23 protein-coding genes are annotated in these 24976 nt (G+C 71.0%); 8 read left to right on the forward strand and 15 right to left on the reverse strand.

The genetic code is table 11. The features are described 5' to 3' along the window. Positions 1-7 precede the first annotated feature (7 nt). Both PP359_RS07955 and PP359_RS07960 read right to left on the reverse strand, forming a co-directional pair. A complete protein-coding gene (locus PP359_RS07955) occupies positions 8-970 on the reverse strand; it encodes a DNA topoisomerase IB (protein ID WP_295777426.1) in 963 nt (320 codons plus the stop codon). Position 971: 1 nt separating this feature from the next. After that, positions 972-1241, reverse strand: a complete 270-nt coding sequence (locus PP359_RS07960) for a DUF7218 family protein (protein WP_112932255.1) — start codon at positions 1239-1241, stop codon at positions 972-974. A gap of 108 nt (positions 1242-1349) precedes the next feature. Here PP359_RS07960 and PP359_RS07965 point away from each other — a divergent pair, with 108 nt between their 5' ends. From PP359_RS07965 to PP359_RS07975, 3 genes are all read left to right on the forward strand, one after another. Beyond that, a complete protein-coding gene (locus PP359_RS07965; RefSeq protein ID WP_005054418.1) occupies positions 1350-1511 on the forward strand; it encodes a hypothetical protein in 162 nt (53 codons plus the stop codon). A gap of 239 nt (positions 1512-1750) precedes the next feature. After that, a complete protein-coding gene (locus PP359_RS07970; RefSeq protein ID WP_061681104.1) occupies positions 1751-2602 on the forward strand; it encodes a DUF4097 family beta strand repeat-containing protein in 852 nt (283 codons plus the stop codon). A gap of 2 nt (positions 2603-2604) precedes the next feature. Then, positions 2605-3240: a PadR family transcriptional regulator gene (locus PP359_RS07975; RefSeq protein WP_499250291.1), complete on the forward strand. Its 636-nt coding sequence runs from the start codon at positions 2605-2607 to the stop codon at positions 3238-3240. A 143-nt stretch (positions 3241-3383) separates the two neighbouring features. Here PP359_RS07975 and PP359_RS07980 read toward each other — a convergent pair whose 3' ends face one another. Then, positions 3384-3902, reverse strand: coding sequence for a universal stress protein (locus tag PP359_RS07980; RefSeq protein WP_112932252.1), 519 nt, complete (start codon positions 3900-3902; stop codon positions 3384-3386). 166 nt (positions 3903-4068) lie between these two features. Between PP359_RS07980 and PP359_RS07985 the strand changes: the two genes are divergently transcribed. After that, complete coding sequence (locus PP359_RS07985; protein WP_005054410.1) at positions 4069-4248, forward strand: DUF3073 domain-containing protein; 180 nt, start codon at positions 4069-4071, stop codon at positions 4246-4248. A 62-nt stretch (positions 4249-4310) separates the two neighbouring features. Here the strand turns inward: PP359_RS07985 and PP359_RS07990 are convergent, their stop codons facing one another. Genes PP359_RS07990 through purM form a run of 4 tightly spaced genes read right to left on the reverse strand, consistent with a single transcriptional unit; the run spans position 4311 to position 9709 of the window. After that, positions 4311-5741 (reverse strand): MFS transporter, encoded by a 1431-nt coding sequence (locus PP359_RS07990; RefSeq protein WP_499250292.1) that lies wholly within the window; start codon positions 5739-5741, stop codon positions 4311-4313. A gap of 41 nt (positions 5742-5782) precedes the next feature. Next, positions 5783-7024, reverse strand: coding sequence for an MFS transporter (locus PP359_RS07995; RefSeq protein ID WP_499250293.1), 1242 nt, complete (start codon positions 7022-7024; stop codon positions 5783-5785). 30 nt (positions 7025-7054) lie between these two features. Continuing rightward, complete coding sequence (gene purF / locus PP359_RS08000) at positions 7055-8536, reverse strand: amidophosphoribosyltransferase (RefSeq protein WP_294943082.1); 1482 nt, start codon at positions 8534-8536, stop codon at positions 7055-7057. A gap of 60 nt (positions 8537-8596) precedes the next feature. Further along, positions 8597-9709, reverse strand: coding sequence for a phosphoribosylformylglycinamidine cyclo-ligase (gene purM / locus PP359_RS08005; RefSeq protein WP_135949583.1), 1113 nt, complete (start codon positions 9707-9709; stop codon positions 8597-8599). Positions 9710-9809: 100 nt separating this feature from the next. On the opposite strand from purM, the gene PP359_RS08010 reads away from it, so the two are divergent. Next, positions 9810-10418: a hypothetical protein gene (locus PP359_RS08010; protein ID WP_036319224.1), complete on the forward strand. Its 609-nt coding sequence runs from the start codon at positions 9810-9812 to the stop codon at positions 10416-10418. Positions 10419-10480: 62 nt separating this feature from the next. On the opposite strand, the gene PP359_RS08015 is transcribed toward PP359_RS08010, so the two are convergent. After that, entirely contained in the window at positions 10481-10807 is a 327-nt protein-coding gene (locus PP359_RS08015) for a hypothetical protein (RefSeq protein WP_499250294.1), read from the reverse strand. Positions 10808-10881: 74 nt separating this feature from the next. Here PP359_RS08015 and PP359_RS08020 point away from each other — a divergent pair, with 74 nt between their 5' ends. After that, positions 10882-12327 (forward strand): NAD(P)/FAD-dependent oxidoreductase, encoded by a 1446-nt coding sequence (locus tag PP359_RS08020; RefSeq protein WP_433720039.1) that lies wholly within the window; start codon positions 10882-10884, stop codon positions 12325-12327. Between the two features lie 105 nt (positions 12328-12432). Here the strand turns inward: PP359_RS08020 and PP359_RS08025 are convergent, their stop codons facing one another. The 5 genes from PP359_RS08025 to PP359_RS08045 all read right to left on the reverse strand — a co-directional run bounded on the left by PP359_RS08025 (position 12433) and on the right by PP359_RS08045 (position 19314). Then, complete coding sequence (locus tag PP359_RS08025; RefSeq protein ID WP_499250295.1) at positions 12433-15354, reverse strand: HtaA domain-containing protein; 2922 nt, start codon at positions 15352-15354, stop codon at positions 12433-12435. Positions 15355-15504: 150 nt separating this feature from the next. Further along, positions 15505-16302 carry a heme ABC transporter ATP-binding protein gene (locus tag PP359_RS08030; RefSeq protein WP_294943075.1) on the reverse strand — a complete coding sequence of 266 codons (798 nt, stop codon included), beginning with the start codon at positions 16300-16302 and terminating at the stop codon, positions 15505-15507. After that, complete coding sequence (locus tag PP359_RS08035) at positions 16299-17333, reverse strand: FecCD family ABC transporter permease (RefSeq protein WP_499250296.1); 1035 nt, start codon at positions 17331-17333, stop codon at positions 16299-16301. Before PP359_RS08035 ends, PP359_RS08030 begins: the two co-directional genes overlap by 4 nt. Next, a complete protein-coding gene (locus PP359_RS08040; protein WP_363316200.1) occupies positions 17330-18469 on the reverse strand; it encodes a heme/hemin ABC transporter substrate-binding protein in 1140 nt (379 codons plus the stop codon). The genes PP359_RS08035 and PP359_RS08040 overlap by 4 nt, the downstream gene beginning before the upstream one ends. Then, entirely contained in the window at positions 18466-19314 is an 849-nt protein-coding gene (locus PP359_RS08045; protein WP_499250297.1) for an HtaA domain-containing protein, read from the reverse strand. Before PP359_RS08045 ends, PP359_RS08040 begins: the two co-directional genes overlap by 4 nt. 138 nt (positions 19315-19452) lie before the next feature. On the opposite strand from PP359_RS08045, the gene PP359_RS08050 reads away from it, so the two are divergent. Both PP359_RS08050 and PP359_RS08055 read left to right on the forward strand, forming a co-directional pair. Next, the gene (locus PP359_RS08050; protein ID WP_499250298.1) at positions 19453-20400 is read left to right on the forward strand and encodes an aldo/keto reductase; all 948 of its coding nucleotides are present in this window, start codon (positions 19453-19455) and stop codon (positions 20398-20400) included. Next, entirely contained in the window at positions 20397-20774 is a 378-nt protein-coding gene (locus PP359_RS08055; RefSeq protein WP_294943065.1) for a MerR family transcriptional regulator, read from the forward strand. The genes PP359_RS08050 and PP359_RS08055 overlap by 4 nt, the downstream gene beginning before the upstream one ends. On the opposite strand, the gene PP359_RS08060 is transcribed toward PP359_RS08055, so the two are convergent. Further along, on the reverse strand, positions 20771-21346 hold the full coding sequence (locus PP359_RS08060; protein WP_135949577.1) for a winged helix-turn-helix domain-containing protein: 576 nt from the start codon (positions 21344-21346) through the stop codon (positions 20771-20773). The genes PP359_RS08055 and PP359_RS08060 overlap by 4 nt on opposite strands. Positions 21347-21417: 71 nt before the next feature. Further along, on the reverse strand, positions 21418-24966 hold the full coding sequence (locus PP359_RS08065) for a S8 family serine peptidase (RefSeq protein ID WP_499250299.1): 3549 nt from the start codon (positions 24964-24966) through the stop codon (positions 21418-21420). Positions 24967-24976 lie beyond the last annotated feature (10 nt).

The following is a 24976-nucleotide window of genomic DNA, read 5'->3' on the forward strand; positions in this document are numbered from 1 at the left end:
CGTCGCCTCACGGACCCAGCAGCGCACGGATCGCCGATTCCGGCGAAACCGTCGTGTCCAGCAGTTCACCGCGTCGATACCGCGCGAACACGCGGGGATCGATGTACGAGCTCTTGGCCACCGTCGGCGTGTTGCCGAGGGCTGCGGCCGCCGCCTTGACGGCGAGCACCTCGGCGCGTTTGCGATCGGCTTTCGTGGTGGTGGTCCCGATGCGCGCCAGCGCGTCGGCCGCGAGGATGGTGCCGCGCAGCGTGCGGAAATCCTTCGCGGTGAAGCTGCCGCCGGTCATGGTGCGGACGTACACATTGACGTCCCGCGGGGTCAGGGCAACGCGCCGGCGACCGCGCGCGTACGCCAGAAGAGGTGCAGCCGGCCGACCCGCAGCGAGCATCTCGACGACGACGGCGAGGTCTTCGTCGTCCACGTCGAGGCTCTGCCGCTTGCCGCTCTTGCCCGGAAAACGCAGGCTCGTGACGGTACCGCTGACCGCGGCATCCCGCCGCTGCAGCGTGGTGAGCCCCCGACTGCCGTGCGCGGTGAAGTACCGCTCGCTGCCCACTCGCGGGGCCGCCTGGTCGAGCAGGCGAAACGCGGTCGCGAGCACCCGCTCGCGGTCGAGGTCGTCGCGGCGCAGCGACGCGGTGATGCGCCCGCGGGCGCGCGGCAGGCTCTCGGCGAGCTGCAGCGCCCGCGCGTACTTGCCCTTGTCGCGGGTGGTCGACCAGTCCGGGTGGTAGAGGTACTGCATCCGTCCGGCCTCATCCACGCCGGTGGCCTGGATGTGGCCGTTCGCGGCGGCGCAGATCCACACGTCGTCCCACGCCGGGGGGATGACGAGCGCGACCACGCGTTCGCGCTCCGCGGCAGGGAGGGCGGCGCCGTCGGCATCCACGTAGCGGAATCCCGAACCGGAGCGCAGGCGCCGGTAGCCGAGGTCGCGTCCGGGGCGGACGCGGCGCAGGCGCGGCACGTCAGGAGTCTCGAAGCATGTCGATGAGCTCCGCCTTGCGCGCACCGGAGTACCCGCGGATGCCGAGTTCCTTCGCGCGAGCGCGCAACTCGGCCACCGTCCAGTCCTCGTACGAGCCGGACTCGCCACCTCGTCGCCCGACGGCCTTCCGGCCGTCCCGCGCGGCGGCGTTGGAGATGCGCGCCGCCTTCTGCTTCGACGCGCCGTCCTTGCGCAGCTCCTCGTAGAGCTCTGGATCCTTCAATGAAGGAGGTGTGCTGTTCTGTGGCATATACCCGCCCTACCGCAGGTGCGAAGGCCGCGGCAAGGGGGGTGCCTCCCCCGCGGAACGGGACTAGTTTCAGGGGGTCATGGAGTCCCCCGAGAATGGAGCAATCACATGAATCTCGCTCTGATCATCATCATCGTCGTCGCGATCGTGCTCGCCATCGTCGGCGGCATGAACGCCGCCCTGAACTGGCTGCTGTGGGTCGCCCTGATCGTCGCCGTGATCGCGATCATCGCGTTCCTGCTGCGACTCGTTCGCGGCGGTCGCGCGTAGCGACGTCGCACAACCGGACAACGCGCCGGCTCACCTCACGGTGGGCCGGCGCGTCCGCGTTGTGGCGACCTCGTCCCGCTCCGTTCGTCCGGTCCGTCTCGTCGCTGACGCCGCCCGCCGCCGGCAAGAAGGGACGGATCAACCGGGAAGTCGGACGAACACGCTGGCAAATCGAGATATATCGTGTTACTCTCGAATAACGCGATATATCTCGAATCGCCTCACGTCAGGAGAAACAGATGACTCTGGAGAAGTGGCTCATCAAGCCGGGCGAGACCCGGGTGATCGACCTCGAAGACATCCGCAAGCTGAAGGTGGGCCTCGTCGGCGGCCAGATCGACGTCGTCGCGCACGACGAGCCCGGCGTGCGCATCGAAGTGCACGCCGTCACCATCAAGGACCTCCGCATCGAGGCCTCCGGCGACGTGGTGGAGATCGACCATCCGCAGCTGCGCTGGGACAACTTCCTCGAAGTCTTCCGCAACTTCGGCTCCGGCGGCCCCAAGGCGGAGATCAGCGTCGCGGTCCCCCGCGGCATCCTGCTGACCCTCGGTGTCGTCTCCGCGAGCGCGCTCGTGTCGGGCCTCGCCTCGGGCGCGCGCCTGAACACCGTCTCCGGCGACATCATCGTCGACGGCCTCACCGGCGACCTGTCGGTCAACGCCGTCTCGGGCGACGTGCAGATCCGCGGCCTCGACGGCGCACTCAGCGCCAACTCGGTGTCCGGTGATGTGGCAGCCACCGGCAGCATCCGCAAGGCGACGATCGACACCGTCTCGGGCGGCATGCTCGTCGACTCGACCGATCGGGTCGACCTGGTCAGCCTCAACACCGTGTCGGGCGACGCGACCGTGCGTCTCGACGAGGGCCACCCGGCCAACTTCGTGCTCCGCAGCGTCAGCGGGCGGCTCATGGTCGACGGCGTCAAGCGCTCGAGCTCTGGGCCCTCGAACTACGTCGACTCCGTCGGGGAGCTCAGCGGCAGCTTCGCCGACGTGCGCGCCAATTCGGTCTCGGGCGACGTCACGGTGCTGCGCCGCTCGCCGGCCGCTCCGGATGCCGCGGCATCCGCGACCGCCGAGGAGAACTGAGCATGCCTCCCGTCTTCTCGCACGGCGACCTGCGCCTCTACCTGCTGAACCTGCTCGACGAGTCGCCGCGCCACGGTTACGACTTGATGCAGGCGCTGTCCGATCGCACCGGCGGAACCTATACGCCCAGCGCCGGCACCATCTATCCCCGGCTGTCGAAGCTCGAGGAGGAGGGCCTGGTCACCAAGACCGTGGACGGCCGCAAGACCGTCTACGCGATCACCGAGGCGGGGCGCGCCGAGGTGGCCGCTCGCGCCCGCGAGCTCGAGGGGATCGAGGCAGGGCTTGCCGACAGCGTGCGGCTGATCGCCGACGAGGTCCGCGGCAGCGTCCGCGAGGCGATGAAGAGCCTCCGCGCCGATCTCGCCGCTTCGGCGCAGTCGGAACGAGACAACGCCGACCGTGACCGCACCGGCGCACGCGCCTCGGCATCCGCGTCGGCGGGGGAAGAGGCGCGCCAGTCGTCGCGAGAGCAGATGAGGCGGGCCGAGGCGATCGTGAGCGAATTCCGCGCCACCGTGCGCGCGGATCTGCGCACGCATCTGGCGCACGGCGGACAACTCGCGGCCGACGCCGTCGACGACCTGTCGCGCGCGCTGGACGACGCCCTGGCCGCCCTGACCCGCGCACTCCGCTGACGCACGGCCCCGTCCGCTCTCGCCTTCTCCGCCGAGCCGCTATCTTTCCGCCGATCCGCCACACTCCGGCGTGTCAAAAGATGGCGGCTCGGCGAGTTCGTAGCGGCTCGCGGGGAGGGGAAGGGGGAGATAGGGGGAGGGGGCTACGACGCGGGCCAGAGGTCCTCGTCGTCGCCGACGGGGTCTTCCAGGGGGACGACGAGGATGGGGCGCGACTGACGGTGCGCCAGACGGGCGGCGACCGAGCCCGTGAAGAACTCGCGGATCGACTCTCCGAACCCGCGGCGGCGGGTACCGACGACGATCAGGCGCGCCTGCGCCTTCTCGGCGAGGTGCTTGATCGCCAGAGCCGGGTCGCCGACGAGCTGGGTGACGCTCCACTCGACACCCGAGCCGTCCAGCGCGGATGCCGCGACGCCCTCGACCGCGCTCAGCTGCGCCTCCCCGATGGCGAGGTCGATGTCGATCGGCGCGGTGTGCATATAGCCGTCCGGATCCTCGTACGTGACGAAGCGCGTGACGTCGACGTGGGCGACGATCAAGGGCGCCGAGAAGAGCTTCGCGTACCGGGCTGCTTCTTTGAGCACGCGAGCCGGCTGGTCGGGAATGACGCCGACGATCACCGCCCGCTGAGGAACCGGACTCTCGTCTGTTTCGGCCATGCGACCTTCCCCGTCCTCCCCCGCACCGCGAGGCGCCGGGGGCACCGTGTTATTCTGAATGCTACTCTTCCCGGCAGGAAGCCGGATCGTCAATCGCATCGTGAATGCGCCGGACGAAATGCGGAAAACCCGCATCGTCCGTGACTCAGAAATGAGGGGGTCTCGCATGGGGCGTGGCCGTCAGAAAGCGAAGCACACCAAGATCGCTCGCGAGCTGAAGTACGACACCTACAACGTGAACTACTCCGCGCTCGAAAAGGAGCTCGGACACCACGAGGAAGACCCGTACGTCGACAAGTGGGCCGACCAGTACGCCGACGACGAGGACGAGCTGGAGACAGCCTGACGCTCTTCCGGCGGCCTCGGCCGGCGCCGTCGTGTGGGTGATGTGATCCGTCGGCGCCGTGATCAGTGCCGCGGCGCCGCTGCGGCCGCTCGCGCGGGACGCAGGGTGAGGATCATCGCGACCCCGGCGACCGCGAGGATCACCGCCGAGGCGATGACGGCGGCGTGGAAGCCCTCGGTCACCGACGCCGCCGACACGGCGATCGCGCCGAGCACGGCGGTGCCGAAGCCGCCGCCCAGGTCGTAGGAGATCTCCTCCAGCGCGGCCGCTCCGCCCACTTCGTGCAGGCCGGCCGACGACACGATCAGATCGTTCGCCCCGACGGCGGCGATCTCGATCGTCAGTCCTGCCAGTCCAGTCGCGACGGCGAAGACGGCCAGGTGCACGGGGTCGGGCGCGAACGCGACCGCCGCCAGCGCCGCCCCCGCGGCGATGAGGGCGCCCGAGATCGCCGCGCGATGACCGAGGCGCCGCAGGAACCACGGTGAGAGGAAGGCGCCCACCAGGGTGGCCAACGCGAGCGGGATCAGCGCGATCGCGGCATCCAGGGGTTCGAAGCCGCGCCCCAGCTGTAGGTATCTCGCGAACTGCAGTTCCAGGCCGACGATGGCGAACATCGCCAGCGCGACCGCGATCAGCGCACTGGAGAACGCGCGATTGCGAAAGAGTGCGACATCGAGCATCGGCGTCCGTCGCTCACGCACCGTCGCGCGCTGTCGCCGGACGAAGAGCGTGCCCAACCCGGCCGCGACGACCAGTCCGCCGAGGACGAGTTCGACATGGTGTTCGGCCAGACTGTTGATCGCCACGGCCGCCGCCAGCACCGCTCCGATCGCGAGCCCCTGGCTGACGAGGTCGGTGCTGCCCGGCCGCGTGGAGCGCGACTCCGGAACGAACGCCGCCGCCGCGATGATGACGAGCGCGCACAGCGGCAGGTTGATGAGGAACACCGCACCCCACGTGCTGTGCTCGACGACGAAGCCGCCGATCACGGGTCCCGCCGCCGCCGCGGCGGCGGACGACATCGACCAGATCGCGACGGCGCGCACGCGCTTGTCCCGATCGGGGTAGGCGACGCGCAGCAGCGACATCGTCGACGGGAGAACCCCTGCGGCGCCGACGGCCATCGCGGCCCTCGCCGCGATGAGCAACTGCGGGCTGGAGGCGAAGGCCGCGGCCGCCGACGCGAGCGCGAAGACGACGAGCCCGCCGACCAGGAACGCGCGCCGCCCGTACCGATCGCTCATGACGCCCGCCGACAGCAGCAGGGGCGAGATGACGAACGGGAAGATGTCGATGATCCACAGCAGCTCGGTGTCGGTGGCGCCCAGTTCGCGGGCGATGGTCGGCGCGACGACGTGGAGGATGGTCACGTCGATCGACACCAGCGCGAGCGCGCCGCAGACCGTCGCCAGCACGAGCGCCGGGTGCGCCCTCAGCGCCCGTCGCTCGGCGGGGGCACGTCCCTTCGGTGACGCGTCATGCTCATCCACGCGACCATCGTGGCGGAAAGGTCGCCCTCACGCACGTCCACTCACCACGCGCCGTGGCGACGTTCCCACTCGTCCTCGATCGTGCGCGGCCGCGTGACGACGAGGCCGGTCGGAATCGTCGCGAGGAACAGCAGGCCGAAGACCACGAGCACCGGCTGCCACTGTCCGGTCGCCTCGTGGACGACCGCGAACATCAGCGGGAACAGCGCGGCGATGCCGTACCCGACGCTCTGCGCGAAGCCGCTGAGCGCGACGGCGCCCTCGTGGGTGCGCGAGCGCAGCTGGATGAGCACCAGCACCGCCGGGAACAACGCCTGCGGCGTTCCCAGCAGCACGACCCAGAGGACCGTGGCCGTCCCGGGCGCGATCAGCATTCCCGCCACGCCCGAAAGCCCCGCGATCAGGGCGGCGGCGTACACGACGCCGACCCTGCGCAAGCGTGTGATCAGGATCGGCACGATGATCGACCACGGCAGGCCCATCGCGCCGAACAGCGATAGCAGCGCGCCGGCCTCGGCGTGCGAGACGCCCGCGACGTCGACGAGCACCACCGGCAGCCAGGCGAAGCACGCATACACGCTCGCCGCAGAGATGCCGAAGGTCCCGGCCAGCGCCCACGCGAGCGACAGCCGCGGCAGGCGTCCCAACACGCCGGGCGCCGGGGCGTCGAGATCCACCGCGGCGGGCGCCTGGGTGCGGGCGACGTTCGCGCGCACCACGAGCGTCACCCAGGGCACGACCGCCAGAAGTGCGAGGATCGCCCACATGCCCAGCGAGAACCGCCACCCCGCGGCATCCGCGACGGGCACCGCCACCAACGGCGGCACGAACGCGGCCATCGCGAGAAGGGCGGAGTACAGCGCGGTCATCGTGCCCACGCGGTCGGGGAAGTACGTCTTGATCAGTGGCGGCAGCACGACGTTGCCCACGCCCACCGCCGCGAACAGGACCGTCGTCGCCAGCAGCAGCGTGGCCGCGTCCGTCGCGAGAGCGCGCGCGAGGAGGGCGGCCGTGACGATGAGCATGGATGCCGCCGCGAGCCGCTCCAGCCCGAACCGGCGTTCGAGCATCGGGGTCACGATGCCGAAGACGGCGAAGCAGACCGGCGGCGCGGTGCCGATGAGACCCACCACCCACGTCGGCACGGCGAAGTCGGCCTGCACCTCCGAGATGATCGGCGACAGCGCGGCGACGGCCGAACGCAGGGAGAACGCGACGAGCACGACGCCCACCAGCGCGAGGAGGCGTCCCCGCCAGAGGGAGCGCGGGCGGGGATCGGTCACCCGATCCAGCCTAGGGCGCGCGGGGAAGGGTCAGCTCTCCTGCGTGCCTTCGACCCAGGCGAGGTACTCCTCTGACACGGTGCCGGTGATGTAGCGCCCGTCGAAGCAGCTCATGTCGAGGTCGTCGACGTCGGGCGAACCTTCGAGGATCGCGGCCTTGAGGTCGTCGATCTCCTGATAGACCATGTAGTCCGCACCGAGCTCTTCGGCGATCTCGGGGATCGTGCGGCCGTGCGCGACGAGCTCGTGACGCGAGGGCATGTTGATGCCGTACACGTGCGGGAAGCGCACGGGCGGGGCGGCCGAGGCGAACGTCACCGTCTTGGCGCCGGCATCCCGAGCCATCTGGATGATCTCCTTGGAGGTCGTCCCGCGCACGATCGAGTCGTCGATGAGCAGCACGTTCTTGCCCTTGAACTCGCTCGACATGGCATTCAGCTTCTGACGCACGCTCTTCTTGCGCACCGCCTGGCCGGGCATGATGAACGTGCGGCCGACGTAGCGGTTCTTGTAGAAGCCCTCGCGGTACTCGATGCCGAGCTTGCGCGCCACCTGCATGGCCGCCGGGCGCGAGCTGTCGGGGATCGGCATGACGACGTCGATCGTGCCGGCGGGGGTGTACTTGGCGATCGTGTCGGCCAGGCGCTCACCCATCCGCAGGCGCGCCTCGTACACCGAGATGCCGTTCATGATCGAGTCCGGTCGCGCCAGGTAGACGTATTCGAACGAGCACGGGACCAGCTGCGGGTTCGTCGCGCACTGCTGCGTGTGTAGGCGGCCGTCCACGTCGATGAAGACGGCCTCGCCCGGCTCGACGTCACGGACGACCTCGAAGCCGCCGTTTTCCAGCACCAGCGATTCGGAGGCGACGATCCACTCGTAGCGACCGGTGGCGTTGCCCTCGGCATCCACCGCGGGACGCGTGCCGAGGATGAGGGGGCGGATGCCGAAGGGGTCGCGGAATGCGAGCAGGCCGTAACCGGCGATGAGCGCGATGGTCGCGTACGAGCCTTCGACGCGCTCGTGCACCCGGGTGACCGCCTGGAACACCTGCGCCGGGTCGAGTTCGAGGCCGGAGATGGAGGACTGCAGCTCGTTGGCGAGCACGTTGACGAGCAGCTCGGTGTCGGAGCTCGTGTTGAGGTGACGGCGGTCTTTGCTGAAGAGCTCCTGGGTCAGCTCACGCGTGTTGGTGAGGTTGCCGTTGTGCACCAGCACGATGCCGTAGGGCGCGTTGACGTAGAAGGGCTGGGCCTCTTCCTCGCTCGACGCGGTGCCCTTCGTGGCGTAGCGGACGTGGCCGAGGCCGATGTTGCCCAGGAGGGCGCGCATGTCGCGGGTGCGAAACGCCTCGCGCACCTGACCCTTGGCCTTGAACAGATGGAAGACGCCGCTGGTCTCGGCCGTCGCGATACCCGTCGAGTCCTGACCGCGATGCTGCAGCAGCAGCAGCGAGTCGTAGATGTCCTGATTGACCGGGCCCTGTCCGACAACGCCGACGATTCCGCACATGTGGTGTTGCTCAATCCGTTTCTGCGCCGAGACGGTGATGCACCTCGGCGGCCGATGAACCTAGACGGCTGATGAATACGCGCCGACGAGGCGCACGGCGCCGCCGTCCACGCCCTTGGCGCCCTGCTCGAAATGGCCCTCGGGACGCGCGCCCTCCTGGACGACGCCCACCTGCCAGGTCGCGATACCGGCGTCCGACAGGAGGGATGCCGCGGCATCCGCCTTCTCGGGCGCGACGACAGCGACGAAACCGATGCCGAGGTTCCACGTGCCCTCGGTGTCTTCCAGACGCAGCCCGCCGAGATCGGCGAGCACGCGGAACACGGGGCTGGGCGACCACGTCGAACGGTCGACCTCGACCCACGCCTGCGGCGGCAGCACGCGAGCGAGGTTCGCGGCGATACCGCCACCGGTCACGTGGCTGAGCGCGTGCACGGCGCCGGGCAGCGCGGTGAGCACGTTCAGCAGCGGCAGCGTGTACAGGCGCGTGGGCTCGAGGAGCTCCTCACCCCACGTGCGACCGAAGTCGGCGGCCGGGGCGCCGTAGCTGATGCCCTTGCCCGCGACGATGTGGCGGATGAGCGAGTAGCCGTTTGAGTGCGCTCCGCTGGAGGCCAGGGCCAGCACGACGTCGCCGGCGCGCACGCGGTCGGCGCCGAGCACGTCGCCGGCATCCACGACGCCGGTGGCCGCTCCGGCGACGTCGTAGTCGTTGACGCCGAGCAGGCCCGGGTGCTCTGCGGTCTCGCCGCCGACGAGCGCCGTGCCTGTCTGCTCGCAGCCGGAGGCGATGCCGCGGACGATGTCGGCGATGCGCTCGGGGAAGACCTTGCCGCACGCGATGTAGTCCGTCATGAACAGGGGCTTCGCGCCCACCACCACGATGTCGTCGACCACCATGCCGACCAGGTCCTGGCCGATCGTGTCGTGCTTGTCGATCGCCTGCGCGATCGCGACCTTGGTGCCCACGCCGTCGGTCGAGGTGGCCAGCAGGGGCTTCTCGTAGGACTGCAGCGCCGAGGCGTCGAACAGGCCGGCGAACCCGCCGACACCGCCCAGCACCTCGGGCCCGTGGGTGCGACGAACAGCCGACTTCATCAGTTCGACGGCGAGATCTCCCGCCGCGGTGTCGACGCCGGCTTCGGAATAGGGATTCTGTGGGGCTTCTGCCACGCGAACAGCCTACCGGCAGGGGCGGGACGCGCGGACCGTCGGCGCAGAGGAGCCGATCGCACCCTGTCGCCGCGCCGAGCGCTGTCCCTAGGATGGCGACATGGCAGCCGCGGAAGCACCGGAGTGGATCGTCCGCGAGGACGCCACGCTTCCGGTGCTCGTCGCGCTGTATCTGCGCCAGGTCCTCGGCATCCGCTTTCCGGAGGAGCTTCCGCACCTGCGCGGAATCCCTCCCCTGAGCGCACCGATCAGCGAGTACGACGACCGTTCGGCGATCGAGCGGCAGTGGCGCGCGTACTGGGATCTGACGGTCGAGCCGCAGGCCAATCCCTCTCCCGTGCCCCTCGAGCTCATCGACGGGTTCGAGACGGTGGTGGCGCTCCCAGTCGAGGGCTTCGACGAGCTCGCCGATGCGATCGCCCCGCACGGGACGGATGCCGTGGCCTACGCCCGCGCCGAGCATCAGCGCTATCGGTCGCGTCTGGGTACGGGTGCGTCGTACCGCGCCTATGCCAGCGCGATCGCCGAACACGAACGCGTCGTGGGACGGCGCGCGCACTCGTTCGAACTCAACGTCCAAGTGCTGCCGTTCACGCAGCGCGGCGTCTGGTGGATCGGGGCGCTCACGATCGCGGTGACCGACGGCCTGCGCGGCGACATCGCCGCCTTCGACGCCGCGGTCGCGCCGATCATCGCCGACATCGCCTGACGGCGTCCGCCGGTCGCGGCGTCCGCCGCGCGGCCGAGCACGGGCGCTCTGGCGCGGCGCGACTACTCCGCGTCGGCGATCGTGATGACCTCGCGCTCGACGCGCACCTCACGGGCGCGACGGGCCAGCGAGCGGTCGAGAACGAGCGCGACCACACCGCCGACGGCGACGCCGACCGGGATCGCGAAGAGGCAGATGAACCCGAAGACCTGCGTCGTCGAGTACGAGACGCCGGTGGTCGCGCTCTCGTTCTCGCCGCCTCCGAAGGCGAACGTGAGCACGAGGGCGGCCAGGATGCCGAGGACCGCGCCCGCCAGCAGGAACACCGTGTATCGCGGGCTGCGGCGCACCTGCGCGGTCTCGATGCGGTGCGCGGCGGAGGAGCTCATGCACCCATTGTCCCACCGTGTCAAGCATGGGGGTGCGACAGGGGCGGTTCACGCGGTCGCGGTAATCTGCGGCTATGACGGCATCCGCATCCCAGGCTTCCGACGGCTCGACGAACACGACGCACGACACGCGGCCGCACGTGGTCATCGTCGGTGGCGGTTTCGCCGGGATCAGCGCCGCGCGAGCCCTGCGGCACGCCGACGTGCGGGTGACGCTCATCGATCGCCGCGTGTACAACACGTTCCAGCCCCTGCTGTACCAAGTCGCCACGGGCGGGTTGAACCCCGGCGACGTGACCCATTTCCTCCGGAGCCTGCGGGTGCGCCAGCCCAACCTCGATGTCGTGCACGAGCACCTCATGGAGATCGATCCCGAAGGCCGCACGGTGCGACTGCTCGACGGCCAGGAGATGTCGTACGACTACCTCCTCGTCGCCAACGGCGTCACCACGGCCTATCACGGCACGCCCGGCGCGAAGGAGAACTCGTTCGCGGTGTACTCGCGCTCGCAGGCGATCGCCATCCGCGACTCCCTCTTCACCCGGCTCGAGCGAGCGGCCGTGCGGGACGGGCGCACCAAGGGACTGTCGGTCGTGGTGATCGGCGGAGGCCCCACGGGCATCGAGATGGCGGGAGCTCTCGCCGAGCTGCGCGACCAAGGCCTGGAGCCGGCCTACCCCGAACTCGACGGTGACGCGTTCCGCATCACGTTGGTGCAGCGCAGCGAGATCCTGAAGCCGTTCCTGCCGAAGCTGCGCGACTACGCGGCGGCGCAGCTGCGGCGCCGCGACGTGGAGCTGCGCCTCGGCGCGGGCGTCGACGAGGTGCGACCGGATGCCGTCGTGCTCTCGGACGGCACCGTGCTGCCCTCCGATCTCACCGTCTGGGCGACCGGCGTCGCGCCCCACGAGGAGGTGCGCGACTGGAGCCTGCCGCTCGACACGGGCGACCGCATCCGCGTGGGCGCGGACCTGCAGGTGGAGGGACTGCACGGAGTGTTCGCCGCCGGCGACGTCGCCGTCGCTCCACAGGACCTCCCCCAGCTCGCCCAGCCCGCGATCCAGGGCGGCGAGCACGTCGCCCGCCAGATCGTGCGGCTCATCGCGGGACAGCCCACGGAGCCGTTCTCGTACTACGACAAGGGGCAGCTGGCGATCATCGGCCGACGCGCCGCCATCGGCGAGCTGCCCGGCATCGCCAACCTCCCGGGACTGCACCGTCTGCGCTTCCTCTCGAAGATTCCGCTCCTGCGCAAGACGGTCGCCCTCACCGGCTCGTTCGGCTGGCTGACGTGGCTCTTCGTCCACATCACGAGCCTGCTCGGTCCGCGCAACAAGCTGATGGTGCTCATCGGTCTGGTCGCGCGCTACGGCGTGCACCTGTACCGGACGCCGGTGCCGATCGTCGGCGACGTGCCGGCGATCCGACCGTCGAAGGCGCAGCGCCGCCGGCTCACGCCCGAGCAGCGCGCGGCCGCGGATGCCGACGCCGGCGTGAGCGCCGGAGTCGATGGCGACTGATTCGCCCCTCGCCTGACCTCACCGACCCGCGTGGCGTCGAGCCGCGGCGGGCCGGAACGCCGCAGCGCCCCGCCGAAGCCAGGCGGGCGCTGCGGGTTCGAGGGCTCAGGCCGAGCGACCTGCGACAGCGCGTCGGCGGAGTGCGACCAGGCCCGCACCGAGCAGGAGCGTTCCGAGCCCCACCCAGACGGTTCCGTCCGGCATCGTTCCACCCGTGGCCGCGAGTGCTCCCGACGTCGCCGTGTCGCACGGCACCTCCGCACCCAGCGGGAAGGTGAACGACACGGGGTCGAGGCTCTCGCCCGCCGAGTAGAAGCCTCCGAAGGCCTCCGCTCCGGCCGCGGTCAGGGTCGCCGCGGCATCCGCCCACGCGAGCGCGCCGCCGCGGGTCATCGCCGCCGGGAGCGTCAGGTTCGCGAGCACGACGCGGCCGTCGACCGACGGGCTGCCGCCGTATCCCTTCGACTGCACGTAGGCGCTGAGCGTCGCGGTGCGCGCGCCGGTGACCTGGATCACGGGGTTCGAGATCGTCAGGTCGAGCAGTCCTCCGTGTCCGGTGAAGCTCGCCGCTCCGCCGAAGGCCACCCGGCCGATGCCCTCCTCGGTGTTGAAGGCCCCCGACCCGCTGCGCCACGCGATCGACGCGGAGCCCTTCGCGATCGGGCCGTTCACGTAAGACACGAAGCTCTGCTTCACACCCCACGTGAGGGCGGCCCCGTCGATCGCACGCGCCGTGCAGACCGCGACCGGCGCGGCGACCGCCTCGGGTGCGGGGGATGCCGATGCGGCCTCGACCGCGATCGGCTGCTCCACGGTGATGTCGCCCGCACGGACGACGACCGTGTGCGCGCCCGCGGGCAGGGTGGCCGGGATGACGCCGGTGACCGAGAAGAGGCCGCCGTCGCCGACGGTCGTGGTGCCGAGGGTGACCACGTCGGAGTGCACCTCGACGGTGACGGCGACCCCGGCGGGGAAGCCGCTGCCGCGCACCGTGAGCGAGCCGCCCTGGACGACGCTGGGCGCGCTGAGGAACACGGTGGGTGTCGTAGTGGTCGGCGTCGCCACCGCGACCGGCGTGAAGGTGTCGAGGGTGCGGTCCGTCAACGACAGTCCGTGGGCCGCGGACGTCGCGACCTGGTAGCTCGTGCCCGGCTCGAGGGTGCCGGCCGGGATCGTCAGCGTCGTGGTGAACGCGCCGTCGAGGATCGTCGGGACCCAGGCCTGCGCGATCCACCCGCCGGCGGGGAGGGCGGACTGCCCCGACCACAGCGAGGTCTCGCCGAACAGCACGTAGACGCCGTTGGCCGCACCGGGTCCGCTGAAGCCGGTGCCCGAGACGGTCAGGACGTTCTCGACGGCGGGGTCCACCTCGGATGCCGGGGTCACGGTGACCTTCGGACCATCGGCCGGGGGAACCTCGGCCGCGAACGAGAGCGGCGTGGCGGTCTCGAACGGCGCGTACGTCGCACCGCCGGCGGCGTAGGTGTACACCCCCCACGTGCCGTCCGCGAGAGCGCCGTCGGCCTTCGAGACGTGCAGCGTGGTCGAGAAGCTGCCGTCGGCGGCGATCTCGACGGCGCCGGCGGCGGCGCCCCCGACCTTCGCCATGTCAGAAGCGAGCAGGCCCCACTTCGTGTCGAAGCCCTTGCGCGCGGAGGAGATCGCGCCGGTGCTCGGTCGCCAGTCGGCGGCGAACGACCCGAACACGATGTAGGCCCCGGTGAACGAGCCCTGCAGCGGCGGCCGGGTGCCGTCGGTGTCGGGCGCGTGGGGGAGGAAGCCGGAGCCGGTGACCGTCACGGTCTCGCCGTTCGGGTCGAGATCCGCGGTCTTCGACACGGTGACCTTCGGGGTCGGGGTGGGTTCCGGTGCCGGCCCCGACGCGTCGACGACGGTGAACGTCGAGAACGGCGCGTAGACCGCACCGCCGGCAGCCCACGTGCGCACGCCGAAGCGGGCGCCGTCGGGTGCCGTCGCGCTGCGCACGACGCTCAGCGTCGTGGAGAAGGTGCCGTCGGCGGCGATGGCCACGGCACCCGCCGTCGCACCGCCGATCTTGGCGACATCGCCCTCGGAGACGGCCCACTTGGTGTACTCCGCGGTGCGGCCCGCCGAGGTCCAGACGTCGCCGGCGTACGAGCCGAAGCCCACGTACGCGCCGCCGAAGGCACCCGCGAGAGGCGGACGCGTCCCGTCCGTCGCCGGTGCGTTCGGCACGAAGCCGCTGCCCTTCACGACGACGGTGTCGCCGTCGTACAGCGGCTGACCCGTGTACGCCGTGACGCCGTCGGCGAGGAACACCGAGACGGCGGGTGTCGGCTTCTCGGGCTCGACGGCCGCGGTGATGTCGTAGGCGACGGCATCCGACGTCGAGCCGGTGGAGGCGGTGTCGGTCGGGGTGAACACGGCCGTCAGCGTGTGGCCACCGACGCTCAATGTCGAGGTGCTCACCCGCGCCGAGCCGGAGGCGACGGTGACGGAGCCCAGCGACGCGGAGCCGTCGAAGAACTCCACGGCGCCGGATGCCGCGGGCGTCACGGTCGCGGTCAGTCCCACGCTCGTGCCCGACGCGGCGGTCCCGCTCGGCGACACGGCGAGGGTCGTCGTGGTCGAGGCGGGCGGGTACAGCGCCTCCCCGTCGATGGTGACCGCGGCGCGCGCGAGCAGATTCGACGCCGACGGGAACGATCGCGACGGCCACGCGATCACGTCGTACGACGTCGCGCGGTCCAGCTTCGCGGCGGTCTGCGTGAGGGTTCCGGCGATGCTCCCGTCGGCACCCACGACCGCGTCCGTGTTCGGAGTGCTCGCCTGGTCGACGTCGTAGCCGTCGCGCGTCACCAGCGCGAGGTAGACGCTCGGTGCCGTCTGACCCGGCTGGGCCTGCACGTCCTGGAACCCGGTGCCTGCGACCGCGATCTCGATGCCGCTCCCCGGGTTGACGGTCACGGTGGCCGTCAGCGCGGGATCGGACGCGGCCTGCGCGGGCGCGGCGACGCCGACGAGCGCGCCGGCGGTGACGAGCACGGCGGCCAGCCCGCTTGCGAGGGCGCGTCTGAGCGACGGCCTCCTTGTTCTGTGCACGGGAGAACCTCCAGGAGTGTGGCGAAAGGATGCGCATGCCGCAGGGCAAACGCTCAGCTTTAACTTAGCTTAGCCTAACCTTATTTAGTCCATTCATCGCGATGGACCGCGCCGGACGAGGACGATCGGCCGGCCGGTGTCGGGGTCGGCCAGCACGCGCACGGGGATGCCGTAGACCTCGGCGATCCGCTCCTCCGCCAAGACGTCCGCGGGCTGGCCGTGCGCGACGAGTCGTCCGCGATCGATGACCGCGATCTCGTCTGCGTAGGCGCCGGCGAGCGACAGGTCGTGGAGCACCACGACCACCGCGCGCCCCTCCGCCGCCAGCTCTCGCGCGATCCGCAGCACGTCCTCCTGGTGACGGAGGTCGAGGGCGGCCGTGGGCTCGTCGAGCAGCACGACGGGCGTGTCCTGCGCCAGCACGCGGGCCAGCGACACTCGCGCCCTCTCGCCGCCCGACAACGACGGGAACTCCCGCTCACGCAGGTGCGACACGTCCGCCCGCCTCAGCGCCTCGGCGATGAGGCGATCGTCGTCGTCGGCCCGCGCCGTGTTGATCCAGGGCGCTCGGCCCATCTCCACGACGTCGGCCGCCGTGAACGAGAATGCGACCTGATGCGACTGCAGAAGGACCGACCGTGCGCGTGCGAGCTCCCGCGCCCGCCACTGGGCGAGCGGACGCCCGTCGAGCTCCACCGTGCCGGCGGAAGGCGGGGCATCCCCGGTCAGCACGCTCAGGAGAGTAGATTTCCCGGCGCCGTTGGGGCCGACGAGCGCCAGCACCCGTCCGTACGCGATGTCGAGGGTGACGCCCGCGAGGATCTCGACGCCTCCCCCGGGCGCCCCGACCCGATAGGACACGTCGCGGAGCGCATAGGCGAGCCCGCTCATGCCCAGCCTCCGGCGCGGCGACGGGTGCGGCGGATGAGCACGTAGAAGAACGGCCCGCCGACGAGCGACGTCAGCACGCCGATGGGGAGGTCCGCGGACGGGATCACGGTGCGGGCGAGAAGGTCGGCGTAGACCAGCACCACCGCCCCGCCGAGCAGCGAGGCGGGAAGCAGCGCGCGGTTGGAGGGACCCAGCAGCATCCGCATCACGTGCGGCACCACCAGCCCCACGAAGGCGATGATGCCCACGAAGGCCACGGCGACCCCCGTGAGCAGGGCGACCAGCACGATCGCGACCACGCGCAGCCGTTCGACCCGCACCCCCAGGTGCGCCGCCGTCCGGTCGCCGAGGGCCAGCAGGTCGAGCCGGCGGGCGAGACCGACCGTGGCGGATGCCGCGGCCAGCCCGACCAGGGCGACGAGCCCGACCTCGGTCCACCGGGAGCCGTTCATCGAGCCGAGCTGCCAGAACACGATCTGCTCGCGAGAAGCCGTGTCGCCCGCGAACATCAGCACGGCGAGCGCGGCTCCCGTGAAGGCATTGACCGCGATGCCGGTGAGGATCAGCGTGACCGATTCGGTACGCCCCTGCGACCGCGACGTCGCGTAGACGACGAGGGTCGCCGCCAGCCCTCCGACGAAGGCGAACGCGGCGGTCGCCCAGCCGCCGAGGGGGGTGAGGCCGAGAGTGATCGCGGCGGCGGCCCCGACGGCGGCGCCCGACGACACCCCGACGACGCCGGGCTCGGCCAGGGGGTTGGCGAAGATGGCCTGCATGACGGCGCCGGCAAGCGCCAGCAACGCTCCCACCAGCACCGACATGACCACGCGGGGAAACCGGATCTGCCACAGCGTCTGCTCGATCAACGGCGTCGACGGTGCCCAGGCGTTCGGGATGCCGAGGGAGCGCAGCAGGGAGCCGACGACCTCCGCCGGGCCGATGGGCAACTGACCGATCCCCGCCGAGAGGATGACCCCGACAACGAGCAGGGCCGCCGTCACCGCGTAGATGGCGGGGGCGACCCGGGTCACGGGCCCGGCTCCCCCGGCACGGCCCGCGACGCGGCATCCGACGGATCGTCGGGCGCATAGACCGCCCGCGCGAGCGCGTCCAGCACCTCCGCCGACCGCGGGCCGAACGAGAGGATCTGTCCGTCCGCCATGTCGACGAAGCGTCGGTGCTGGCCCGCGGCGGTGAGCGCGATCGCGGGCTTCTCGGCGAGCAGCCCGTCGATGCCGCCGACCGAGGCGATGCCGGAGGTCATGACGAGGATCAGGTCGGGATCGGCGGCGACCATCGCCTCGTCGGTCAGCGGCTGCATGCCGCGCCAGCCCAGCTGGCCGGCGACGTCGATGCCGCCGAGGGCGCCGATGAGGTCGTCGGCGCCGGACTCGCTGCCGAACAGGTAGAAGATGCCCGACGTCCCGCGCAGATAGAGGAAGACCATGCGCAGTCGGTCGGACTCGGCGGCGGGCGCGATCCGGGAGATCTGCGCGGTGACGGTCTGCAGTTCGCCCTCGATGCGGCCTGCCAGCAGGTCTCCGGCGTCGGCGGCACCGAAGATCGCGGCGACGGCGCGCGCCTGCGCGACGGCGCCCGCGAACGAGGACGAGCGCTCGACGAACACCACCGTGATGCCGACGTCGCGCAGCTGCTGGACGACGTCGGCCGGACCGATGCTCCCGTCCGTGATGACGAGCGTCGGCGCGAGCCCGATGATCGCCTCGGCGTTGACGGAGTGGCCGCTGGAGGTGATCACGGGCAGGTCGCTCACGCCCGCGAAGGTGGTCGAGATGTCGCGGCCGACCAGTCGATCCGCGAAGCCGAGCCCCGCGACGGTCGCCGCGAGGGAACCGGAGAGGTCCATGGCGATGACCCGGGAGGCGTCGGTGACGGTGACCTCCACATCGCCCGACAGGTCGTGGGAGGTCACGGTGACCGGCAGCTGCGACGACGGCGAGGCGAGGACGGGCTCGATCGCGGCGTCGTCGAGCGTCGCGGTCGAGGGGCCGACGTACGCCTTGGGGTCGGCGAGCGGGCTGACTTCCGACAACGCGACGCGCGGAGCGGACGCCATGGGCTCGGCGGGCGCCGCCGCGGCGGAGCAGCCGGCCAGGAGCACGACGACGAGGCTCAGCGCCGTCGCCGCGACGCGGCGGAGGATCACGAGCCCTCCCCTTCCGCGCCGGCGCGGTTGTGACGCCGACGGACGAAGAGCAGCGCGGCCGCTGCGGCCGCGACGACAACGGCGGCCGCTCCGGCGACCGCCCCGACCGGCGCCGAGGGCTCACGGCTCGCGGCGAGTGCGGCGTCGTCCGTCCCGGATTCCGCAGGGGCGCCGGGCGCCACCTCGGCGGTCGGGGTGGATGCCGGGCACCAGGCCGTGACCGAGAACGTGAACGGGTCGAACGCCGTTCCGGCCGGATAGCTGCCGAAGGCGGCGAAGCCCTCCTCGGTCACGGCGGTCGCGGCATCCGTCGCGGAGACCGTGACGACGTCACCGGCACGCATGTACTCGATCGCGGCCGCGTCGACCGTGACGAACGGCGTCTGAGTGACCGTGTCGACGGTGCCGTCGCCGGCCATTGCGTTCTCCATCGAGACGCCCGCGACGTCGAGGAGCAGCCGAGCCCCATCCGCCGACAGCTCGAGCGTGGGGTGGGCGACGGTCGTGTCGAGCAGTCCGTCGTGCCCCGTGAACCGGATGCCGCCGGGGAAGGAGACCGCGCCGACGGTGCCGTCCGGGGCGACGGTGCCGGTGCCGGCGGACCAGTGGAAGGCGGGCGTGGTGTATGTCGCACCATCGACCGTCTCCCACCCACCGCGGGCGATCGAGCCCGAGATGTAGGAGCGGAACGACTCCTTGAACCCCCACGTCAGCGATGCGGACGTCACCGTGCAGTCGGCGGGATCGGCCTCTCCCGTCGCGGCGGCGGGGTCTGCGGGAGAGACGGCCGCAACGACCGCGAGCAGGGCGATCGCGGCGGAACGCGCAAACGGGGCAGGGCGCACGGGAGCTCCTGTGGGACGACGACCGGGGCCGATCTTGGATAAGGATTGCCTTACCTAAGGTACACGGCTGGGTCGCGTGGCTGAGCTCCCGTTCTGCGTTTGACATGGAGCGCGCTCCAGGTGGTGTGCTGTGGAGCCATGGACACCACTCACCGCAACGAGCTGGCTCTCGGCACGATCTGGTTCGGAACGCGACAGGATGAGGACACCGCGTTCGCGCTGCTCGACCACTACGTGGCGCGGGGCGGCCGCTGGCTCGACACCTCCGACAACTACGCCTTCTGGGAGTCACCCACAGGGCACGGCGGCGCGAGCGAGACCGTGATCGGACGATGGCTGCGCCGGAACCCCGGCATCCGCGAGCACATCTCGATCTCGACCAAGGTCGGCGCGAACCCGACGGTGCCCGGCACGTGGGACGCACCGATGGAGGGTCTGGGCCCGCGCGCCGTCGAGGAGGCGCTCGCATCGTCGATGGCCCGTCTCGGTGTGGACGTCATCGATCTGCTCTGGGCGCACATCGAGGACCGCGCGGCTCCCCTCGAGGAGCAAGTCGAGGCGTTCGGATCGCTCGTCGCCGAGGGGCGCGTCCGCCGACTGGGTGCGTCGAACCACGCGACCTGGCGCGTCGAGCGTGCCCGTGCCCTCGCTCGCACGCGCGGACGGGCCTCCTACGACGCCATCCAACTGCGGCACAGCTACCTCCAGGCGATCCCCTTCGTGCCGCTGCCGTCGGGCCACATGGCCGCCACCGCCGAATCCCTCGACTACGCCGCCGCCGAGGGGCTCGGCATGTGGGCCTACACGACGCTGCTCTCGGGCGCGTACGCACGACCGGAGCGGCTACCGCACGCGTACCGGCATCCCGACACCGAGCGGCGCCTGGCTGCGCTGGACCGCGTCGCGCAACGCCTCGACGCCACGCGCAGCCAGGTGGTGCTCGCGTGGCTGATCGGCGGCACGCCGGCGGTCACGCCCATCGTCGGCGTGTCCGACATCGCACAGTTGGATGAGGCGATGGACGCGCTCGCCTTGCAGCTGGATTCCGAGGCGCGCGCCACGCTCGACGGAAGGGATGCGCAATGACCACGATGCTCACGATGGGCGAGGCCGTCGCGGCGAGCGGCCTTTCGGCCGACACCCTCCGCTACTACGAGGACGAGAGGATCATCGGCCCGCTCGAGCGCGATCACCGCAATCATCGGGTGTTCAGCGACAGCGATCTCGCCTGGATCGGCGTGGTCACGTGTATGAAGGATGCCGGACTCGGCATCGACGACCTGCGCACGTTCGCCGATCTGCTGCACGGGTCGCGCGGGGCGGTGAACCCCGTGGACTTCCTCCGGGAGCGGCGTGCCGCCCTCGAAGAGCGCCGGCGGGTGCTGTCTCGCGCGATCGCGGTCATGGACGACAAGATCGCCCACTTCCGCGGAGGCGTCTCGGAAGCAGGAACGGTCTAGTCCTCCGGTTCGACGCGTTCCGGAAGTACCGACCACATGTAGCGCGAGCGGCGCAGATCCCCGGTTTCACGACGGTCGGCGCTCAATGCCTCGTACTCGTCGAAGATCTCCTGCACGCGCTCCTGCAGACGGGCCACCTCATCGGGAGCGAGGAGCATCTGGCCCGTGGCCAGCACCATGTAGGCGATATCGGCATCCGGAGGTCGTACCGACCGCGCCGCCAGGACCTCTTCCATGCGCTGACGCATCGGGGTCAGTCGCGAGTCGATCAAGATGGTGCGGTGCACGGCGTCGGCGTCGGCGCTCGCGACGAGCGAGTAGTCCGGGGCGGCGGGAAGCCACGGCCGTTCCCGGCCGTCGGTGGACTCCCCGCGGCGGATGAGCCCGGTCGCCTCGACCGCGCGCAGGTGGTAGCTCATCGCACTCGGCGACAACCCGACCAGCTCCGCCAGCTCGGTGGCCGTGGCCGGCCCCTGGCGGCGATACAGCTCGTCGACAGCCACCTGGCGCAAGGGGTTCGCCATGGCTCGGACCGCGCGGGGGTCGGAGATCAGGAGGGTATGCGAGGACATCCCTGCCCAGTCTGCCGCGCCCGCGGGCGCCCCGCACCCTTCGGGATGCGGGGCGCCTGCGACGACGGCGGTCAGGACCGGCGGCGACGACGCCACACGAGCACCGAGCCGCCCGCGACGAGCATGCCGGCGAACGCCGCCAGGAGGAGCACTCCGGTCCCGTCCTGCCCGGATGTGGCCAGTGACCCACCCCGCGGCGCGCTGCTCACCGAGCCGCCCGATCCCGTCGGATCGCCGGGGGTGGAGCCTCCCGGCGCGGGCGTTACGGGGGTCGGGGTCGACCCACCGGCATCCGTCGCGGTGGGCGTCACGACCTCCGCGCGCGCCGCACCGTCGCCGTGCAGGTGCAGCACGAGCATCTGCGGCAAGGCGTCGCCACGACGGGTCACCGTCAGCGAACCGGGCTGGTCGGCGAAGATCGGCGTTCCGGTCGTGCCGAACTGCAGTGAGGGCCGGTAGGCGTCGATGGTCGCCGGCGCCGTCTGATCGACGAGCGCACTGCGGATGCCGCCGTCGAAGGCCGGGTTGTAGAACGAACGGGTCTGCACGATGTAGCGCACCGTCGTCGCGGTGGTCTTCGCGGTGTAGCCCAGCGCCGACAGGGAGGTCGACAGGGTCACCACCGTGTTGTCGAAGACGTTGGTGCCCTGGTCGCCGAAGAGGACATTCACGGGACGCTGTTCGATGACGTCTCCGGTCACCGCGTCGATCGTCATCGCGACCGGGATGTCCCCGTCGGCGTCCTGCCCGGGCTGCAGCTGCACGATGAAGTCGGGGCGGCTGTCGCCGTTGACATCCAACTGCACCATCGGCCACGTCAGCGGCGACATCCGCGCCCATTCGCCGGCCATCTGCACGCCGAACGTCAGCACGCCCTGCGTGGGGTCGCTCAGCAGCGGCGCCGTCGACGACGCTCCGACGGCGAGGATGTCGGCGCTCTTCAGCGTGTGCTGCGCCGATCCGGCCGGGAACGACAGTGCAGGGGAGGTCGCGCCGAGGATGAGCGGAACCATCATCGACCGGTAGCGCTCGCTGCCGGCGCCCTGGTCGAGCCCGCGGCCCGACATGGCGAGCGAGCCGGTGGCGCCCTGGAATGCGACACCGTCGACATGCGTCTCGGAGTACGGACGCGGTGCAGCGTACACGGACAGGCGCACCGGGAAGGTGCCGACCGGCCCGATCGCTTCGAGAACACCGGAAGCGTCGGTCACGAACTGCCGCGGCGCCGTGTCGACGATCTTCGACATGGTCGGATCGATCGTGTGCCGAAGTGCGGTCGGATCGTCGATGCGCAAGGTCAGCGTCACCGCCACGGACCCCTTCGCCGGAACGGTCACGGAGGCCGGCGAGACGTCGTAGCTGACGCCCGGTGTCTCCGTGCGCGGCGCGTAGCGCAACGCGACGGTCTGGGCGGTCGGTCCATCGTTGCCGACCCGAATGGTCCGGGTCTGGACGACCGGCTGGGTGCCGACGTTGACGACGCCGAAGGACGCGCTCAGCAGATCCCCGTTCTCTTCCGACAGCAGGCTGATCGTCCCGCCGACAGCGGCGAGCGCGTCGATCCGTCCCGTGCCGACGCGCGCCGGGCCGTATGCGATCGGGTTGCTGCCGACGGTGAGCACGTCGTGAGCCGCGGTGTTCATGATCTGCTGCCTCACCCGCTCGGGCGCCCAATCCGGATGCGCTTCCTTCACGAGCGCGGCGATGCCCGCAACATGCGGGGTGGCCATCGAAGTACCGCTCATGACCTCGCGCCCTGCGCCGCTGCCGTTCCCGGCCGACGTGATCGTCACGCCGGGGGCGGCCACATCGGGCTTGAGCACGTTGTCGATCGAGCCGTGCGTTCCACGGGAGGTGAACGAGGCGATCGTATCGATGCGCGACGGGTCGGTGTGATCGATGACGTGCCGCAGGTCGCTGCGCAGTTCGATCACGAGTGTGCCGGACGTCATCGCGGAGCGCAGACTCTGCGACTCTCCGCCGGTGAGCTGCGCACCGGGAATGTCCGCGTTGCCGGCGATGCCGTTCTCGAAGCTGTCGGACTGGCTGGTGAGGACGACGCCGACGGCCCCCGCGTCGCGAGCGTTGTCGAAACGCGTCGCCGAACCGCACGCCACGTTGCTGTCGTCCCACTCCAGCCACACGATCTTGCCGCTCGCTCGTTGCGCGTCCGCCGCGCTGAACGGCCGGCATCCGTCCAGGTTGCTCGTGTCGGTGAGCCCGATGACCGAGGCGGTGACGTCGAAGTCCCACACGTAGGACTGGCCGTACTGCACCCGGATCTGCTCCGCGGCGTTCTGAGCCGGATCGCCGATCGTCGCCAGCGCCGCGTCGGCGAGACCGTGACCGCTCGCGGATGCCGCGACGGTCAAGGCGCTCTCGGTGGTGCCCGGGCTGCCGGCCACGTCCGTCACATCGCCGGAGTTGCCCGCCGCGACGACGGGCAGCACTCCTGCTTTGACGATCTGATCGAGCTTCGCGTTGTCGGGGTCGTCGATGGCGCCGTAGTTCGTGCCGAGGGAGAGGTTGACGACATCGATCTCGGTTCCGGACGCGACCTTCTGCGCGATCCACTCCAGTGCCGCTCCGGTGAGCGACGTGCTGCCGCCGCCGTCGCCGAAGACCTTCAGCGCGATGAGGCCGGCCTGCGGCGCAGCCCCGGGGCTGATCGAGAAGTCCTTCTGCACGCTCTCCGACGACAGACTGCGGTAGTCGCCGCGGAAGGTGGTGAGGTCGTTGCTGACGCCGCGCCCCAGGACCGTTCCGGCAACGTGCGTGCCGTGGTTTCCGCCCGGGCCGTCGATGGGGTTGGCGTCGGGCACCGGGATGGGATCGTAGCCGGGCTGACCGATGGCGCCGTTGTAGGTGGGACCGGCGAAGTCCCACCCGCCGAGATACACGCTCGGATCGTACGAACCGGGCTGAGGCGCGTCCGTGGACGCCAGCGCCGCGGCGTAGGCGGCAGACGTGCCCGGGCCTCCGAAATCGGCGTGCGTGTAGTCGACGCCGGTGTCGATGACGGCCACCGTGACGCCCGTGCCCGTGTGCCCCGTCTGCTGCCACGTGTCGACGGCTCGCGTCAACGCATCCGAGGCGCCGTTGCTCGGCGTGGCCCCATCTACAGCGGGGACCTCGATCGACTGCGGCACGATGCGCGAGATCTTGACCACGTCGGGGCGCTCGGCGATCTGAGCCAGCGTCGCAGCGTCAGCGGTCACGGCGACACCCGGGACGGAATACGTCGAGGTGTAGAGGATGCGCGCGTCGCTGTCGACGGCGGTGACATCAGCCGCGACGTCCTTCGTCTTCTCCTCGTTCTTCGCCGCGACGTCCTCGGCCACCGAACTCGCCGTGGCGGAGGATGCGCCCTGCCGCCGCTGGTCAGTACTCGCGGCCAGCGCACCTTCGCCGTCCGTCTGGATGAAGACGTCCACGGGGCCGGCGGCGGAGGCGATGCTGTCGGGCAGTACTGCCGTGCGCCCGCCGGCGGATGCCGGGGCAATGGGGATCTCGTCCAGCGAGCCGGTGTCAGCGAAGGCAGGCGCGGCGCCGGCGGCGACGAGGCAGCTGGCGATCAGGGCGGCCGCGGCCGCCCGAGCGCGAAGGGGTGTGCGGGGCATCGTGTGCTTT

Source organism: Sphingomonas sp. BLCC-B65 (assembly GCF_028550675.1).
GTDB lineage: Bacteria > Actinomycetota > Actinomycetes > Actinomycetales > Microbacteriaceae > Microbacterium.